This is a genomic window from Pseudomonas sp. 21LCFQ02 (assembly GCF_024129895.2).
Lineage (GTDB): Bacteria > Pseudomonadota > Gammaproteobacteria > Pseudomonadales > Pseudomonadaceae > Aquipseudomonas.
In genome coordinates this window covers 1,272,139-1,289,845 of the sequence record NZ_CM178749.1, presented here as the reverse complement: position 1 = coordinate 1,289,845, position 17,707 = coordinate 1,272,139, and the positions used below count along the sequence as shown (strand labels likewise).

The 17,707-nt window shown below is 57.9% G+C and carries 16 protein-coding genes; 4 read left to right on the top strand and 12 right to left on the bottom strand.

From position 1 onward, the window contains the following. Positions 1-70: 70 nt before the first annotated feature. The 3 genes from NJC40_RS06100 to NJC40_RS06090 form a co-directional block, all read right to left on the bottom strand. On the bottom strand, positions 71-1,552 hold the full coding sequence (locus NJC40_RS06100) for an MFS transporter (protein WP_253117792.1): 1,482 nt from the start codon (positions 1,550-1,552) through the stop codon (positions 71-73). A gap of 37 nt (positions 1,553-1,589) precedes the next feature. Further along, a complete protein-coding gene (locus tag NJC40_RS06095; RefSeq protein WP_253140951.1) occupies positions 1,590-2,438 on the bottom strand; it encodes an IclR family transcriptional regulator in 849 nt (282 codons plus the stop codon). A 578-nt stretch (positions 2,439-3,016) separates the two neighbouring features. After that, positions 3,017-3,907, bottom strand: coding sequence for a LysR family transcriptional regulator (locus NJC40_RS06090; RefSeq protein WP_253117794.1), 891 nt, complete (start codon positions 3,905-3,907; stop codon positions 3,017-3,019). A gap of 145 nt (positions 3,908-4,052) precedes the next feature. On the opposite strand from NJC40_RS06090, the gene NJC40_RS06085 reads away from it, so the two are divergent. Genes NJC40_RS06085 through NJC40_RS06075 form a run of 3 tightly spaced genes read left to right on the top strand, consistent with a single transcriptional unit; the run spans position 4,053 to position 6,921 of the window. Next, positions 4,053-5,288, top strand: a complete 1,236-nt coding sequence (locus NJC40_RS06085; protein ID WP_045485441.1) for an argininosuccinate synthase-related protein — start codon at positions 4,053-4,055, stop codon at positions 5,286-5,288. Beyond that, the gene (locus NJC40_RS06080) at positions 5,288-6,043 is read left to right on the top strand and encodes a 2OG-Fe dioxygenase family protein (RefSeq protein ID WP_045485439.1); all 756 of its coding nucleotides are present in this window, start codon (positions 5,288-5,290) and stop codon (positions 6,041-6,043) included. Before NJC40_RS06085 ends, NJC40_RS06080 begins: the two co-directional genes overlap by 1 nt. Next, entirely contained in the window at positions 6,040-6,921 is an 882-nt protein-coding gene (locus NJC40_RS06075; RefSeq protein WP_045485437.1) for a DMT family transporter, read from the top strand. Before NJC40_RS06080 ends, NJC40_RS06075 begins: the two co-directional genes overlap by 4 nt. Before the next feature lie 121 nt (positions 6,922-7,042). Here the strand turns inward: NJC40_RS06075 and NJC40_RS06070 are convergent, their stop codons facing one another. Then, the gene (locus NJC40_RS06070; RefSeq protein WP_253140952.1) at positions 7,043-7,792 is read right to left on the bottom strand and encodes a class I SAM-dependent DNA methyltransferase; all 750 of its coding nucleotides are present in this window, start codon (positions 7,790-7,792) and stop codon (positions 7,043-7,045) included. 236 nt (positions 7,793-8,028) lie between these two features. Between NJC40_RS06070 and NJC40_RS06065 the strand changes: the two genes are divergently transcribed. Beyond that, complete coding sequence (locus NJC40_RS06065) at positions 8,029-8,487, top strand: hypothetical protein (protein WP_253140953.1); 459 nt, start codon at positions 8,029-8,031, stop codon at positions 8,485-8,487. Positions 8,488-8,578: 91 nt separating this feature from the next. Here NJC40_RS06065 and glmS read toward each other — a convergent pair whose 3' ends face one another. From glmS to NJC40_RS06025, 8 genes are all read right to left on the bottom strand, one after another. Further along, positions 8,579-10,414, bottom strand: a complete 1,836-nt coding sequence (gene glmS, locus NJC40_RS06060; RefSeq protein ID WP_253140954.1) for a glutamine--fructose-6-phosphate transaminase (isomerizing) — start codon at positions 10,412-10,414, stop codon at positions 8,579-8,581. Between the two features lie 10 nt (positions 10,415-10,424). Continuing rightward, the gene (locus NJC40_RS06055) at positions 10,425-11,192 is read right to left on the bottom strand and encodes a DeoR/GlpR family DNA-binding transcription regulator (protein WP_253140955.1); all 768 of its coding nucleotides are present in this window, start codon (positions 11,190-11,192) and stop codon (positions 10,425-10,427) included. 164 nt (positions 11,193-11,356) lie between these two features. After that, positions 11,357-12,724 carry a bifunctional UDP-N-acetylglucosamine diphosphorylase/glucosamine-1-phosphate N-acetyltransferase GlmU gene (gene glmU, locus NJC40_RS06050; protein ID WP_253140956.1) on the bottom strand — a complete coding sequence of 456 codons (1,368 nt, stop codon included), beginning with the start codon at positions 12,722-12,724 and terminating at the stop codon, positions 11,357-11,359. A 95-nt stretch (positions 12,725-12,819) separates the two neighbouring features. Then, positions 12,820-13,245 (bottom strand): F0F1 ATP synthase subunit epsilon, encoded by a 426-nt coding sequence (locus NJC40_RS06045; RefSeq protein WP_045485348.1) that lies wholly within the window; start codon positions 13,243-13,245, stop codon positions 12,820-12,822. A gap of 44 nt (positions 13,246-13,289) precedes the next feature. Next, positions 13,290-14,666 (bottom strand): F0F1 ATP synthase subunit beta, encoded by a 1,377-nt coding sequence (gene atpD, locus NJC40_RS06040; protein ID WP_045485346.1) that lies wholly within the window; start codon positions 14,664-14,666, stop codon positions 13,290-13,292. A 27-nt stretch (positions 14,667-14,693) separates the two neighbouring features. Next, on the bottom strand, positions 14,694-15,554 hold the full coding sequence (gene atpG, locus NJC40_RS06035) for a F0F1 ATP synthase subunit gamma (RefSeq protein WP_045485344.1): 861 nt from the start codon (positions 15,552-15,554) through the stop codon (positions 14,694-14,696). A gap of 49 nt (positions 15,555-15,603) precedes the next feature. Then, positions 15,604-17,148, bottom strand: coding sequence for a F0F1 ATP synthase subunit alpha (gene atpA / locus NJC40_RS06030; RefSeq protein WP_045485342.1), 1,545 nt, complete (start codon positions 17,146-17,148; stop codon positions 15,604-15,606). Positions 17,149-17,169: 21 nt separating this feature from the next. Next, positions 17,170-17,706, bottom strand: coding sequence for a F0F1 ATP synthase subunit delta (locus NJC40_RS06025; protein WP_045485340.1), 537 nt, complete (start codon positions 17,704-17,706; stop codon positions 17,170-17,172). Position 17,707: the final 1 nt, after the last annotated feature.

Below are 17,707 nucleotides of genomic sequence, written 5' to 3'. Positions count from 1 at the left end.
AAACACATCAATGCATTTCTTGAATTTTTGTTGTTTATTACTAGACAGCGTTTAACGATCACTTACAGCGTCAAGGTGATAGTTCCTCAAGAACTCGTCCCTTGGTTTCAATTGCAAACAGCGCCGTAATACACCCGGTTATCAACAGTACAATGGCGAACGTGCCAAATACGTAATGCACACCGGCTCCGGATATCGCGACGCCCACGACCAAGGGGCCCATGGCCGACCCCAGGCGCAGCCAGGCACTGCCAATGCCTGTTCCCAGTGCTCTCAAACGCGTTGGAAAGAGTTCAGCCGAGTACAGATAAAGCGAGAACGTTACGGTCTGCAACATGGCATAACCCAGGCCGGCCATCATCAGAATCTGCAAGGGCGTAGTAGCGCCGGTGGCGGCCAGCAGCCCCAGAGGTATGGCAGCGCAGAACAATGCTCCGATGTACCAGCGGCGCCGCCCGACCTTATCGATCAATAGCGCGCAGATGACAGCCGCCACCACCCCGGCAGCCGAAGTCATGAAACCGTAGGCAAGACTGGTTTCAAGCGGCAGATGGAAATGCTGACGATACAGCGTCGGCAACCAGGTAATCAGGCCGTTGGCAACCATGTAGGAACCGAACCACATGGCCCAAATCACCAGCGAACGCTTGAAGTACATGCCCTTGAACAGCTCACGCCAGCCTTGGGCCGCATTTGGCCGCGCAGCCATGGGCATTTCGACGACCGGAGCCAGGGTTTTGCCAGACTTGATAACGCTCTGCTCCAACCGGCTCACGATGCGATCGGCCTCTTCAACACGGCCCTTGGATGCCAGCCAACGTGGCGATTCAAAGAGGAAGAAGCGCAGCGGGATCAACAGCGCAGCAGGTACAAGACCGACAGCGAACATGACTTTCCAGCCATACACCGGTACCAGGAAGTAACCGATAATGCCGGCGCCGACCAGACCAAGCAGGAACATCACCTCATAGAGCAGAAAGAAACGCCCTCGTTTCTTGGAGCCGATCAGCTCATTGACGTAGGCACTCGCCACCGGTACCTCTCCTCCCGTGCCTATGCCCTGTATGAATCTGAACGCCATCATTGCCACCGCACCGGAAGCAAACAGGCAGGCAACGTCCATGGCAACGAACAGCAAGATGGTGAAGGTCAGGACTTTCATCCGGCCAATACGCTCAGCCAGCCAGCCAAAGAACAACGCCCCGAATAACTGCCCCAAATAGCCGGCCGAAAGAATCAAGCCAATCTGACCCGGTGTCAGGCTCCACTCTTTGGCCAATACCGGCATGGCATAGGCAATAGCAATGACGGTGTAACCATCGAAAAACGTGGCCGCGCCGATCACATTGCGTGCCCAGAACACTTGGCGGGTAACCGGTAACCGTTCAAGCCGGGCACTGATGCCTGCCTGCCCTTCTATCACGTGCGTCTTACTGTCCACCTCGGCGTGAGGCGATGAAGCGACTTGCTGTATCAACATGATCCTTCCTCTTATTATTTTTACTTTCAGAGGGCGAGCGCCTACACACCGTGAAAAACACAGAGCACTCACACGTTGTTTTGATGAGCGCGAGAAGCGCTCTATTTATCTACCCGTAGGTACTGGCACCCACACTGCCATTGGCTTCAAGTGCTTTACCTATGGACTTCGCCGCGCGTTGGGTTAACGCCAGCGCACGGAGTTCAAGTTCTTCAGCCGTGCAACGAACCGTCGGCGCCGCAATACTGATTGCGCCGACGGGATAACCGTCCACGTCCAGAACCGGAACAGCGAGTATTCGCAATCCCTCAGTAAACAAGGAGTTGGTCAGGATGAACCCGCGTTCACGGATCTGGCTCAGTTGTTCATGCAGTGGAACGTCCGAGGCATGTGGCTTCATGATGAAAGGGGCCAGTTGCGGTATGGCCAGGATACGGTTGACTTCAACTTCGGGAAGAAAGGCCAGGATCGATTGGCCTATTGCAGTTTGAGCAGCAGGCACAGTGGTGCCTGTTCGAATGTCGACACCCAACCGCGTGACGCCGGCCCTGACCCGCTCCAGATAAAGCACGTCAGCCGACTGTAAAACAGCAAAACTGGCCGCCTCCCCCACTTGACCGACCAGCGTACGCAGGATAGGCCTGACGATACTGCGCAGGTCAGTGCGTGCAATGGCGTGAAAACCCAGATCAAGGATCTTCAGCGTCAACGCGAAACGTCTGCTTTCAGGGATCCTGGAAACGTAACCGAGATCAACCAGCGTATTGAGCATCCGAAACGTGGTGCCAGGGTCCAGATCAGCCGCAGCGGCAATCTGGCTTAACGTCAGCTCTTCATTCTCGGCAGAAAATGCCTCAAGCACACGAAACCCTTTGGCCAGGGATTGCACGGTACTACGGGCTTTCTTGTCGTCCAGCTCTTGTGTGGACCCTGCTTCTTTTGCGGCTTTGGAATTCATGTTCGCACCTTTTTTTGTTTTTTCGGATTGCGAAATTTATTTCTTTCAATTAGATTAGCACTCTAAGACACCCTCGCCTATTTAGATTTAAAAATAGATATCGAGTTTTTTATTCCTTTCTGGAATTAAAACGTCTCTGCGGGCATCGCCGCGTCGATATGAATAGCTTACTAATGTCTTATATTTCAAACCGTTAGCTAGCTAAGTACGCCCTTCTCAGATGTCGCTTGGCGTAAGCGCAATACCTGAATTTTTTCTGCTGCCCCATCCAGATCCAACTGATTGATCAGAACCACGAGTTCATTTGTAAGGATGAGAGTGAACTCACTTGTGGAAAACTCGACTCTTCGGGTTATCCACAGTTAAAACCAATACCGTTCAGATAAGCGCCGCATGCCTTTGTGGGAGCGACCTTGGTCGCGAAGACGCCAGTAAAGACATTACATCTGTTGTGAATGTGCCGCCGTCTTCGTTGTGGTCCGGCACTCCGGCAAGCCCACCCCACCGGTCTAACTGACCAATATTGCAGTTAAAACCAATGCTGTTCGGATAAGCGCCGCATACCTGGGGTAGCTTGCTCAGCAAGGCAAGGGTTCAGCGAGTTTTTCCGCCAGAAAGTCGATCAATACCCGGCATTTGGGCGGCAGGTAACGGTTTGGAGGATAGAGAATCCAGGCCCTTCCATGATAAGTCGTCTCATACCGCCATTCGGGCAAGACCTCGACCAGGCGATGGCTCGACAGACTCTCGGCCGCCGTGAATATCGGCAGGCAACCAATACCGAGATTGGCGCGAACGGCGCCCAGTCGTACCTCGCTATGGTTGCTGGAGAACCTGCCTTTGACGCCGACAGTGACTTTTTCACCCGTTTCCAGATGCCTGAGTTGCCACCGACTATCACTGGGCGTTTCTCCCAGATAGATGCAGCTATGAGAAGCCAGGTCTGCCGGATGGGCAGGCGTTCCGGCCTGCGCCAGATAGTGCTCGCTTGCACAAAGTACGTGCTGCACATCGCACAGCGGGCGGGCGGCAAGGCCCAAGGGTGGCATGTCGGTGATCCGCACCAGTAGGTCGAAGTCGTCGAGCAAGTGGCCGGGCTGATCGGTCAGCATCAATTGCACGTCCACTTTGGGATAACGCTGCAGGAACTCAGGAATCAGCGGGCTGATGAGGATCTTGCCGAAGGCTTTCGGTGCACTGATCTTCACCTGGCCCTGTGGACTGCTGACAAAGCGCTCCGCCACATCCTGTGCACAACGGGCGGCTTTGGCCATTTCCAGGCAGTGGGCAAAAATCTCGGTACCGGCTTCGGAAAGCCGTAGCTTGCGCGTGGTTCGTTCCAGCAGCTTGACCCGCAGCGCCTGCTCCAGTGCCGTGATTTGTCGGCTTACCGCAGAAGGTGTAAGCCCCAGCGATCCGGCCGCTGCAGAAAAGCTGCCCAGCTCCACGACCCTCGCGAATACCAGCATGTGCGGCATCAGCCGAAGAGGAGATTCGTTCTCGTAGCGCAAAACTGTTGTCCTGAAGGTAGGGCTAATTATCAGCCCGGGTCACGCCAATAATTCCGGCACTGGACAGGAAAGTCCAGATCAGCCCGCCTTGAGGATAATTGGAATGGCCCGTGGAATGGATGTTCGTAGTCTGGAAGACCTGCTGTTCGTATCGCATCGGACTCAACACATCCTGACTCTTTTTAGCGGTGGCCTGGATAGCACCTACCTGCTGCACAAGCTGTCCTCGCTCGGCTGCAAAGTCACCGCACTGGCCGTGGATGTGGGCGAAGGCATTGACCACGCAGAGCTGTCGAGAATTACCGGTTTTTTTGGCGTAACGCTGAAGCAGGTGGATGGCTGCAGCACTTTCGTGGAGCAAGCAGTCCTGCCGGCACTTCAGTCAAACGCTCAGTATCTGGGCATGTACCCGATCAGTTCTTCCCTTTCGCGACCGATCATTGCCCAGATAGCGGTGGAGACGGCGCATAAACTGGGCTGCGGCGCCATCCTGCATACCGCCAATCAGTCGCAGAACAGCCTGCGCCGCCTTAACGGCGCCATCAAGCAACTCGGTTTTACCGGCTTCGCCGGAAGTCCGTATGAGTATTCGGCGCTTACCCGAGAGGAAAAGATCGCAGAGCTCAATGCAATCGGGCTAGGCGGGTTCCAGTCACGCAGCATGAGTGGCGATGCCAACCTCTGGGTGCGCGAGTATGAATCCGGCAAGCTGGATAACCCTGAAGACTTCTGCATTACCGAAGACATCTACTCCTGGACCAGCACATCCCATCCCCGTGCAGGCGAAGAAATGGAAATCGAGTTCCGCGGTGGCCGACCGTTCTCGCTCAATGGTCAGGTACTGCCGTTGCAGGAGCTTATTCATAAAGCCAACTATCTGGCCGGCAGCTTCCAGATTGGCCGTTACAGTGGTCTTGAGCATCTGGAAGGTGGTGAAAAGGTATTCGAAGTCAGGGAAGCGCCAGCAGCATCAGTGCTCATGCTGGCCTATCGAACTCTGGAAACGGCGGTACTGGATGCCGACCTGATTCGGGAAAAGATCACCCTTGAGCAGCTTTGGGTGCGTGAAGCCGTCGAAGGGCGCTGGTTCTCGCCGCTGAAGGCTTCGATTGATGCCTTCATCCAGCAAACCAGCAAGGCAATCAACGGCAAGGTAAGGCTCAAGCTCAGCACCGGCAGCGCTCAGCTTGCCGCTATCCAGGCCTCGTCGGCGCTCTATCTGACCGACCGGGACGGTTGGGAAAAGGAAACTGCACAGGAGCGCGCCAGTCGCAGCCTGGCGGATATGCATGGTGCGCACGTGCCACAACCGGTGCGTAAACTGCAAGGAGTGGCCTGATGACTGTGTTTACGACAGAGATTTGCCTGAGCCACGCCGGGCAATTGATTCTCGGAACCGACCTGCGTAGCCAAGGCTGGGCATTTGGCCGCAGTACCGATGTGGCCCGCTGGTTCAACCTGGACGACGAAAGCTGGCAGGAGTTTGCCGCTTACTGGGAGGGGCTTGCGCTCGACGAGCACATGGCCGATCACGGCACATATCGTTACCGGCGTTACAGCGAATTTGAATTCCAGAAGGGCGGCAGCCTGAAGAAACTGCCGCACACGCCTTACGAGCAGCCCAAGAACATCAACACGCTCAATGGTGGCGTCGCACGTCAATTCCCGCCTCTGGAGCAAGGCTTTGTCGACCACCCTTTCTTCAGCGCACTGCTCGCCGGTATGGCGGGCATATTCGACGAGGCGCAAGGGCAACGCTGCCGGTGGAACATCCGCCTGCATCCTTATCGTATCGTCACCAATGACTACGAGCAGGGTAAGCCCACGCCTGAAGGCCGTCACCGCGACGGGGTGGACTACATCATCATGATGCTGGTGCGGCGGGTCGGCATTACCGGCGGCATCACGCGCGTCTCTTCGCCAGACAACACCACGCTATTTGAAGGCATGCTTGCCAGATGCCTGGACATGATCGTCGCTGACGACCGGCAGGTTCTGCACGAGGTGTCGCCAATAGATTGCGCGCAGTCGGGTGAGGAAGGCTATCGAGATGCCCTGATCATCGCGTTCACCCGTATGGAGTCGCCAGCATGACGCTGTCAAAAATGAGAGTTTCCGAACTGATGCTGCTCAGCGTGGCGATTGTCTGGGGGACCAGTTACGGTGTCGCCAAAGGCGCGCTGGCGTTCTATCCGGTGATCGGGTTCCTTAGTGTGCGCTTCATCATGACCTTCGTTCTGTTGTTGCCCACGCTGCGCGGACACCTGAGAAGCGCGCTGCCTTCCGGGCTTATCCTTGGCACGTTGCTGCTAGGTATTTTCCTCTGCGAAACCTTCGGCATGGCGCAGACCTCGGCGAGCAATGCGGCCTTTCTGATCAGCCTGTGCGTGGTGTTCACCCCGTTTGTGGAATGGCTGATCTTTCGCCAACGCCCAAGCGTCGAGATGTTCGTCATCACCGGGGTTTCGCTGCTGGGTGCGGTGCTTCTGACCGGGGCCGAAGGGATGCAGATGAACCCGGGTGACTGGCTGATGATCATGGCGGCAGTCTTGCGTGCCTTCATGGTCTGCCTCACCAAGATTCTGCTGCAGAACTCGAAGATACCAGCGCTGGCGATTACTGCAGTGCAAGTGGGCGTGGTCGGGTTCGGCAGCCTGCTCCTGCTGTTGATCACCGCAGGGGCTATCCCGCCGCTGCCCGATGCGCCGTCGTTCTGGATAGCAACCGTGTATCTGGTGGTGTTCTGCACACTGTTCGCATTCTTTGCCCAGAACTACGCACTGAAACACACCAGTCCCACGCGGGCGTCCTTGCTGATGGGCATGGAACCGCTGTTCGGTGCCTGTTTCGCGGTCCTCTGGCTCAATGAACAACTGACCCTGGTGTCGTGGACCGGCGGTATGCTGATCGTCATCGCTTCGCTACTGGGCATGCGCCCCCGCAAGGAAGAGAAACTGGCCGCGCCGGCGTAAGTACCCAGGCACAGACATAAACCCCGGCTCCGGGAATCTGCCGCAGGCCATGCTGCCTGCGCAGTTTCCTGGAGCTGTCGTTTCCTTCACCCCGCCGTCCATGCCCGCCAGCAATGCGCGTTCAATCAGTGGTTTTCACACAAACAAAAATCGCATTGCCGCCCACCCCATCCCAGGCGGCGATCTTTTCGTAGTCGTGTTCAAACATATGCACCTCAAACCATGGCTGCAGCAATGCCTGCAACTCGGCGAAACTGGTGGCCACCATCGGGTGTTCATCGCGCCAGGTCTGGGTCACCCCATCACAGGTCTTGTCGATACGCAGGCGTAGCGACTGCCGCTGACCTTCGCCTGGGTAGTGCCAGGCCGAGCCGAAGGAAAACTGGCTAGTGCCTTGAGTCGCCGTGTGGCCCACCGACGAGCCGTTGTCGATACATTGTCTGTCCACCGAGTTGAAACAGAACACACCCCCGTCGCCCAGCGCGGCATGCACCCGGGCAAAACAGGCTTTGAGCCGTTCGACGTCGGCGTTGTAGTGGATGGAGTAGAGAAAACAGGTGACCAGATCCAGCGGTTCGCTGACCGTGAAAGCGCCCATGTCCTGACACATGAAGCGGGCCTCGGGGCAACGCTGCGCCGCGATATCGAGCATCGGCTGATTGATATCCAGACCCGCGCTGCGGTAGCCGGAATCGAGAAAATGCCGAATATGCGGCCCGGTGCCACAACCCAGGTCCAGATGATTGACCCCGCGATTGCCGAACAACTGATGAAGCCGGCCAATACCCCGGCTTTGCGCCTGATAGTCGATGTCGGCGCACATCAGGTCGTAGTAGCCAGACAGATCGGTATACAGCGCATTGGAGGTCATAGAGAACCGGCAGGTTGGGCAGGGAGAATGGGGCGCGGCATCATACCTCAGGGTCTGTGGCTGGGTTATCAACAGAATTTCCAGACCTGCTCACTGCCAGGAGCATTGCTGTCGTGATGCCCGAGGGTATTTACGAGCTAAAGAACCACCAATCCAGGCCGATGGTAGCTGCATATAACCCTCAAACCTGATCAACGGATGAGAAGATGATCATAGGCACATCGACGTCTGCCAGCATGACTCTGCTTTCTAATGCAGCGGTGGATAAAGCTCAGGCGAACGATACCCAGAACACCCTTTCTGCCAGCTCGCCTGCCGTCGAACGACCTGAAGGTGTGAAGGTCTCGCTTTCAGGCGAAGGGCTCCAGAAATCGTCCGATGAACAAAATGCCAACCCCAACGCAGACATTGAATCGAGCGGGCTTCCGGACCAGACACAAAAGCTGCTGAAGATGATTCGCGAGTTGCAAAAGAAGATCGAAGAAAAGCAGGCGCAGATGCAGGAAGTTATCGCTGATCAAAGCCTTAGCCCAGAGATCAAACAGTCTCAGGTCGGCTCCCTGCAGTCCGAACTCGCCACCCTCACCGCCAATCTGATGACTGCTAACAACACGTTGGACAAGCAGTCCAGAAATGGAACCCTGTCAGCCGGGGAGGCACAGCAGGCCGCCAGGCTGGCTATGAAGAAATCCTGATCGATAACTAAATGATCGAGATGAATGAAAGGCTCCCCCTTAAGGGGAGCCTTTATTCGCTCTGGCCAGTCGCCCGCAACCTGTGGATAACCTATTCCACAGTCACCGACTTCGCCAAGTTACGCGGCTGATCCACATCAGTGCCCTTCAACACCGCCACGTAATACGACAGCAACTGCAGAGGCAAGGTGTAGAGGATCGGCGCCAGGGTGTCGCTGATGTGCGGCATGCCGATCACGTGGATGCCTTCGCCGCTCTTCAAGCCAGCCTTCTCGTCGGCAAACACAATCAGCTCACCACCACGGGCGCGGACTTCCTGCAGGTTGGATTTGAGCTTTTCCAGCAGTTCGTTGTTCGGCGCCACGGTGACCACCGGCATGTCGGCGTCGACCAGTGCCAGCGGGCCGTGTTTGAGCTCGCCGGCCGGGTAGGCTTCAGCATGGATGTAGGAGATTTCCTTGAGTTTGAGCGCACCTTCCATCGCCACCGGGAATTGCGCGCCCCGGCCGAGGAACAGGGTGTGGTGCTTCTCGGCGAACAGTTCGGCGACTTTATCCACAATGCTGTCCATGGCCAGGGCTTCGCCCAGGCGCACCGGCAGGCGGCGCAGTTCTTCGACCAGTTCGGCTTCGACACCGGCTTGCAGGCTGCCTTTGACCTGACCCAGCGACAGGGTCAGCAGCAGCAGCGCAACCAGTTGGGTGGTGAAGGCTTTGGTGGAGGCCACGCCGATTTCCGGGCCGGCCTGGGTCAGCAGGGTCAGGTCTGATTCGCGTACCAGCGAGCTGGTACCGACGTTACAGATCGCCAGGCTGGCCAGAAAGCCCAATTCCTTGGCGTTGCGCAGGGCCGCCAGGGTGTCGGCGGTTTCGCCGGACTGGGAGATGGTCACGAACAAGGTGTCAGGCTGCACCACCACCTTGCGGTAGCGGAATTCGCTGGCGACTTCGACCTGGCACGGAATGCCCGCCAGACCTTCGAGCCAGTAACGGGCGACCATGCCGGCGTGGTAGCTGGTGCCACACGCAACGATTTGCACGTTACGCACCTTGGCGAACAACTCGGCAGCCTGTGGGCCGAACGCGTGGACCAGCACCTGTTGCTGACCCAGACGGCCTTCCAGGGTGCGCTGTACGACCTTGGGCTGCTCGTGGATTTCCTTGAGCATGAAGTGGCGATACTCACCTTTGTCAGCGGCTTCTGCGCCCTCGTGGTACTGCACCACTTCACGGGTCACCGGCTGGCCGTCTACCGACCAGATCTGCACGCTGTCGCGGCGAATCTCAGCGATATCGCCTTCTTCCAGGTAGACGAAGCGGTCGGTGACCTGGCGCAGTGCCAATTGGTCGGAGGCCAGGAAGTTCTCGCCCAGACCCAGACCGATCACCAGCGGGCTGCCGCTGCGCGCAGCCAGGATACGGTCCGGCTGGCTGGCGCTGATCACCGCCAGGCCATAGGCACCGTGCAGTTGCTTGATTACCGCCTTGAGCGCATCGGCCAGTTCCGGAATGCTTTTGAGGGTGTGGTGCAGCAAGTGGACGATGGTTTCAGTGTCGGTGTCGGAGCTGAACACATAGCCCAGGCCCTGAAGCTGCCCGCGCAGGGCTTCGTGGTTCTCGATGATGCCGTTGTGGACAACTGCGAGGTCATGTGCGGAAAAGTGCGGGTGGGCGTTGTGTTCAGTCGGTGCGCCATGGGTCGCCCAGCGGGTGTGGGCAATGCCCAGACGGCCAGCCAGCGGTTCGGCGGCCAAGGCCTGTTCCAGTTCGCTGACCTTACCGACCCGGCGGCGGCGCTCAAGCTGGCCGTCGTTGCTGAAAACAGCCACGCCCGCGCTGTCATAGCCACGGTACTCCAGACGCTTGAGGCCTTCGACGAGGATGGCCGTGATATTACGTTCGGCAACGGCGCCAACGATTCCGCACATGGTTGATCTCCTAGCTGACAGCGGCGCAAATGACAGTGATGCCACGAGCCTGTATCTGTTCGCGTGCCTCAAGGGGCAGGCGTTCATCGGTAATAAGGGTATGGATACCGCTCCAGGGCAGTTCCAGATTGGGAATTTTGCGGCCAACCTTGTCGGCCTCGGCCATGACCACGACTTCGCGGGCGACCTCGGCCATGACCCGGCTCAGACCCAGCAATTCGTTGAAGGTTGTGGTGCCGCGCTGCAAATCGATGCCATCGGCGCCGATGAACAACTGGTCAAAGTCGTAAGAGCGCAGGACCTGCTCGGCGACCTGCCCCTGGAATGACTCCGAATGCGGGTCCCAGGTGCCGCCGGTCATCAGTACCACCGGTTCCTGCTCCAGTTCGGTCAGGGCACGGGCGACGTTAAGGGAGTTGGTCATCACCACCAGGCCAGGCTTGGCCCCCAGTTCGCCGATCAACGCAGCGGTGGTGCTGCCGCTGTCGACCACGATCCGCGCATGCTCACGAATGCACTCAGCCGCTGCACGGGCGATGGCTTGTTTATAACGTGATACCGGCTGGCTTTCATCGGTGATCAATTCCTGCGGCAGGGTCACCGCGCCACCGTAACGGCGCAGCAGCAGGCCATTGCTCTCCAGCGCCGTCAGATCCTTTCGAATCGTAACTTCTGAGGTTTCGAAGCGCTTGGCCAGATCATCCACAGTGACCTCGCCCTGCTCATTGAGCAAAGCGAGGATCTGATGGCGGCGTTGCGGCGTGTTACGTTTCGACATTTTTGGTTAAGTTTCGATTCGAAATTTAAGTGACGCAATCAAAACTCATCGAAAGTCTGCCGTCAAGGGTGTGAATAACTTTTTTGACGGCCGCCGTACCTGACGCTGTGCATAACTTCGCGGTAATAACCGCGAAGTTGCACGAACCAAGGGCTGTGAATAACTTACTTTTTGCTGGCTTTGACCGGGCGTTTCCAGCTATCGATATTGCGCTGACGCGCCCGCGCCACAGCCAGTTGCTCGGCGGGTACGTTCTGGGTGATGGTCGAACCGGCGGCGGTGGTGGCGCCCGACGAGATATCCACAGGGGCGACCAGCGAGTTGTTCGAGCCGATGAACACGTCTTCGCCCAGTACCGTCTTGTGCTTGTTGGCGCCATCGTAGTTGCAGGTGATGGTCCCGGCGCCGATGTTGGTGCGTGCACCGATATCGGCGTCGCCCAGATAGGTCAGGTGACCGGCCTTGGCGCCCTCGCCCAGCCTGGCGTTCTTCAGCTCTACAAAGTTACCCACATGGGCGCGGGCTTCGAGCACACTGCCCGGACGCAGGCGGGCGAACGGACCGGCATCGCTGCCCTCGCCGAGTACTGCACCTTCAATGTGGCTGTTGGCTTTGACGATCACACCCTTGCGCAGGGTGCTGTCCTTGATGACGCAGTTCGGGCCGATGACCACATCGTCTTCAATGACTACGCTGCCTTCGAGAATCACGTTGATGTCGATCAGTACATCGCGGCCGACACTGACCTCACCACGCACATCAAAGCGCGCCGGGTCGCGCAGGGTCACGCCGGCAGCCATCAGACGACGGGCAGCGCGCAGCTGGTAGTGACGCTCCAGTTCCGAGAGCTGCTTGCGGTCATTGGCGCCCTGCACTTCCATCGGGTCAACCGGTTGTTCGGTGGCAACCACCAGGCCATCGTTGACCGCCATGGCGATCACGTCGGTCAGGTAGTACTCGCCCTGCGCATTGTTGTTGGACAGTCGGCCCAGCCAGTCGGCCAGGCGCTTGCCCGGTACAGCGAGAATGCCGGTGTTGCCTTCCTTGATCGCTTTCTGCGCTTCAGAGGCATCTTTGTGTTCGACGATGGCGCTGACCTGGCCCTGTTCGTTACGCACGATGCGGCCATAGCCGGTCGGGTCATCGAGGTTGACGGTCAGCAGACCCAGTTGCGCCGGGGTGACCTGCTTGAGCAGACGTTGCAGGGTTTCGACTTCGATCAGCGGTACGTCACCGTAGAGGATCAACACGGTTTCGGCGCTCAGCGCCGGCAGTGCCTGGGCCACGGCGTGGCCGGTGCCCAGTTGTTTGTCTTGCAGGACGAAATTCAGATCATCAGCGGCCAGGTGCTGACGTACCGCATCGGCGCCGTGGCCAATCACTACATGAATACCCTGCGGGGATAACTGTCGTGCGCTGTGGATAACGTGACCAAGCATGGAGTTGCCAGCTACCGGATGCAGCACCTTGGGCAGCGCCGAGCGCATGCGGGTGCCTTGGCCTGCGGCGAGAATGACGATATCGAGAGACATGAAGACTACCCATTGAGCGGAACCAGGCCGCAGAAAAACAAAAAGGGTAGCCGAGGCTACCCTTTTTTTTCAATCACACGTGAAGCACAGCGGTATCAACCACCGAACTTCTTGCGGATCTGCTGGACGGTACGCAGCTGGGCTGCGGCCTCGGCCAGACGAGCAGAAGCGGCACTGTAGTCGAAGTCCGCGCCTTTCTCGTTCAGCGCCTTCTCGGCCGCCTTGACGGCGTCCTGAGCAGAAGCCTCATCCAGGTCACCAGCACGTTGCACAGTATCGGCAAGCACCTTGACCATGTTCGGCTGCACTTCGAGGAAACCACCGGAGATGTAGAACACCTCACGGTCGCCGCCCTGCTTGGTCAGCGTGATCGGACCCGGCTTGAGATTGGTAATCAGCGGGGCGTGGCCTGGGGCGATACCAAGATCACCCAGGTTGCCGTGCGCAACTACCAGCTCGACCAGACCGGAGAAAATCTCTCCTTCCGCGCTGACGATATCGCAATGGACTGTAATAGCCATGTGCTTGCCTCAACCTGATTAGCGCCCCTTGCGGGGCGCCGGGATTACAGTTTCTTGGCTTTCTCGACCGCTTCTTCGATGCTGCCAACCATGTAGAACGCTTGTTCTGGCAGGCTGTCGTAGTCACCGTTGAGGATGCCTTTGAAGCCAGCAATGGTGTCTTTCAGGGAAACGTATTTGCCTGGAGAACCGGTGAAGACTTCAGCTACGAAGAACGGCTGGGACAGGAAGCGCTGGATCTTACGAGCACGCGATACCAGTTGCTTGTCGGTCTCGGACAGTTCGTCCATGCCCAGAATCGCAATGATGTCTTTGAGCTCTTTGTAGCGCTGCAGCACGTACTGAACGCCGCGAGCGGTCTCGTAGTGCTCGTTGCCGATCACGTTCGGGTCCAGCTGGCGCGAAGTCGAGTCCAGTGGATCGACCGCTGGGTAGATACCCAGGGAGGCGATGTCACGCGACAGTACGACGGTGGCGTCCAAGTGGGCGAAGGTGGTGGCTGGCGACGGGTCAGTCAGGTCGTCCGCAGGTACGTATACCGCCTGGATCGAAGTGATCGAGCCTTGCTTGGTGGAGGTAATACGCTCCTGCAGCACGCCCATCTCTTCAGCCAGAGTCGGCTGGTAACCTACTGCCGAAGGCATACGGCCCAGCAGTGCGGATACTTCGGTACCGGCCAGGGTGTAACGATAGATGTTGTCGACGAACAGCAGAACGTCGTTACCTTCGTCACGGAACTTCTCGGCCATGGTCAGGCCGGTCAGCGCAACGCGCAGACGGTTTCCTGGTGGCTCGTTCATCTGACCGTAGACCAGTGCTACTTTGTCGAGAACGTTGGAGTCCTTCATCTCGTGGTAGAAGTCGTTACCCTCACGAGTACGCTCACCCACACCGGCGAACACGGAATAACCGCTGTGCTCGATGGCGATGTTACGGATCAGTTCCATCATGTTTACGGTCTTGCCGACACCGGCACCACCGAACAGACCAACCTTACCACCCTTGGCGAACGGGCAAACCAGGTCGATAACCTTGATGCCGGTTTCCAGCAGGTCGTTGCCGCCTGCCTGTTCAGCGAACGAAGGAGCGGCGCGGTGGATACCCCAGCGCTCTTCTTCACCGATCGGGCCAGCTTCGTCGATCGGGTTGCCCAGAACGTCCATGATACGGCCCAGAGTCGCCTTGCCGACCGGAACAGCAATCGCTGCGCCAGTGTCGGTAACGCTCAGACCGCGCTTCAGACCTTCGGTCGAACCCATTGCAATGGTACGAACCACGCCGTCGCCCAGCTGCTGCTGAACTTCCAGGGTGGTTTCTGCGCCTTGAACCTGCAGCGCGTTGTAAACACTCGGTACGACGTCACGTGGGAATTCCACGTCGATGACGGCGCCGATGATTTGAACGATACGTCCGCTACTCATAGCTGGATCCTCTGAATATTTGAACCGTTAAACCGCGGCAGCGCCGCCGACGATTTCCGAGATCTCCTGGGTGATCGCAGCCTGACGTGCCTTGTTGTAGATCAGCTGGAGGTCGCTGATCAGGTCACCGGCGTTGTCTGTGGCGTTTTTCATGGCGATCATCCGGGCAGCTTGTTCAGCCGCATTGTTCTCGACCACCGCCTGGTAGACCTGCGACTCCACGTAACGGACCATCAAGCCGTCCAGCAGCTCTTTGGCGTCGGGTTCGTAGAGGTAGTCCCAGTGGTGCTTGAGTCCTTGATCCGGGGTTGCCACCAACGGTACCAGTTGCTCGACCGTCGGCTGTTGCGTCATGGTGTTGATGAACTTGTTCGACACCACGGACAGGCGATCGATACGACCGTCCAGGTAGGCATCCAGCATGACCTTGACGCTGCCGATCAGATCATTGATCGATGGCTCTTCGCCCAGGTGGCTGACCGCTGCAACGACGTTGCCGCCGAAGCTGCGGAAGAATGCCGCACCCTTGCTGCCGATCACGCACAGGTCGATCTCGACGCCCTGCCCGCGAGTGGCGTTCATGTCCTTGACCAGAGCCTTGAACAGGTTGGTGTTCAAGCCACCGCACAAACCACGGTCACTGCTCACAACGACATAGCCGGCACGCTTGACAGGGCGCTCGACCATGAACGGGTGACGATATTCCGGGTTGGCGTTGGCCAGATGACCAATCACCTGGCGGATACGCTCCGCATAAGGACGGCTAGCAGCCATGCGCAGTTGAGCCTTGCGCATTTTGCTGACCGCCACTTTTTCCATGGCGCTGGTAATTTTTTGCGTGCTTTTAATGCTCGCAATCTTACTGCGAATCTCTTTTGCGCCTGCCATGTATCACCTATCAGGTTAGCAAGCGGGGGCGTGAAGCCCCCGCCGCGGCTTACCAGGTCTGGGTGGCCTTGAACTTCTCGATACCGGACTTGATGCCAGCGTCGATTTCGTCGTTGAAATCACCCTTCACGTTGATCTTCGCCAACAGGTCGGCGTGATCGCGGTGGAAGTAGGCGATCAGAGCTTGTTCGAAGCTGCCGATCTTGGCGATTTCCACGTCGGTCAGGAAGCCACGCTCAGCGGCGTACAGCGACAGCGCCATGTCAGCGATCGACATTGGAGCGTATTGCTTCTGCTTCATCAGCTCGGTAACGCGCTGACCATGCTCAAGCTGCTTACGGGTGGCTTCGTCCAGGTCAGAAGCGAACTGGGCGAATGCTGCCAGTTCACGGTACTGAGCCAGAGCGGTACGGATACCACCGGAGAGCTTCTTGATGATCTTGGTCTGAGCGGCACCACCAACGCGGGATACCGAAACACCGGCGTTCACTGCTGGGCGGATGCCCGAGTTGAACATGGCCGATTCCAGGAAGATCTGACCGTCGGTGATGGAAATCACGTTGGTCGGAACGAACGCGGAAACGTCGCCAGCCTGGGTTTCGATGATCGGCAGAGCGGTCAGGGAACCGGTTTTGCCAGTCACTGCACCGTTGGTGAACTTCTCTACGTACTCTTCGGAAACGCGCGATGCACGCTCCAGCAGACGGGAGTGGAGATAGAACACGTCACCTGGGTACGCTTCACGTCCTGGTGGACGGCGCAGCAGCAGGGAGATCTGACGGTAAGCAACGGCTTGCTTGGACAGGTCATCGTAGACGATCAGGGCGTCTTCACCGCGGTCGCGGAAGAACTCACCCATGGTGCAACCAGCGTACGGAGCCAGGAACTGCAGTGCAGCCGATTCCGAAGCGCCAGCGGCGACGATGATGGTGTTGGCCAGTGCGCCGTTCTCTTCCAGCTTGCGAACCACGTTGGCGATGGTCGATTGCTTCTGACCAACCGCTACGTAGACGCAGAAGATGCCGCTGTCTTTCTGGTTGATGATGGCGTCGATCGCCATCGCGGTTTTACCGATCTGACGGTCACCGATGATCAGCTCACGCTGGCCACGGCCGACCGGGATCATGGCGTCAACCGACTTGTAGCCAGTCTGTACAGGCTGGTCTACCGACTTACGCCAGATCACGCCTGGAGCAACTTTCTCGACCGCGTCGGTCTCGGTGTTGTTCAGCGGACCTTTGCCGTCGATCGGGTTACCCAGTGCGTCGACAACGCGACCCAGCAGTTCCTTACCAACCGGAACTTCCAGGATGCGACCGGTGCACTTGGCACTCATGCCTTCAGCCAGAGTGGTGTACGCGCCCAGAACTACAGCACCTACGGAGTCTTGCTCCAGGTTCAGTGCCATACCGTAGACGCCGCCCGGGAACTCGATCATTTCGCCGTACATGACGTCGGCCAGACCGTGAATCCGCACGATACCGTCAGACACGCTGACGACAGTGCCTTCGTTACGGGCTTGGGAGGACACATCGAGCTTTTCGATGCGGCCCTTGATGATTTCGCTAATTTCGGAAGGATTGAGTTGCTGCATTGCTCTGCTGCCCCTTCAAACTCAAGATTTCAGTGCTTCGGCCAGTTTCGCGATTTTGCCGCGAACCGAGCCATCGATTACCAGGTCACCGGCGCGGATTACGACGCCACCAATCAGGCTGGCATCCTCCGCAACGTGCAGTCGCACTTCCCGGCCAAGCCGAGCACTGAGAACCGTGGCGAGTTTGTCTTGCTGTTCTTGGTTCAATGCAAAAGCACTGGTGACTTCAGCGTCTACCGATTTTTCCTGTTCAGCCTTGTACAGCTCGAACAGGGCGGCAATCTCCGGCAACAGCGGGAGACGGTCGTTCTCGGCAATGACGTTAATGAAGTTCTGTGCCTTTTCATCAACCTTGTCGCCGCACACTTCAATAAAAGTGGCGGCCTTTTGTGCGCTCGTCAGTCGCGGGGCCTTGAGCAGGCGCTGCATGGTGTCATCTTGTGACACCGCAGCTGCCAGGCCGAGCATGGCTGACCAATTGGCCAGTTGCTGGTGGGCCTGAGCGTGCTCGAAGGCCGCCTTTGCGTAAGGTCGGGCCAACGTGGTCAGTTCTGCCATG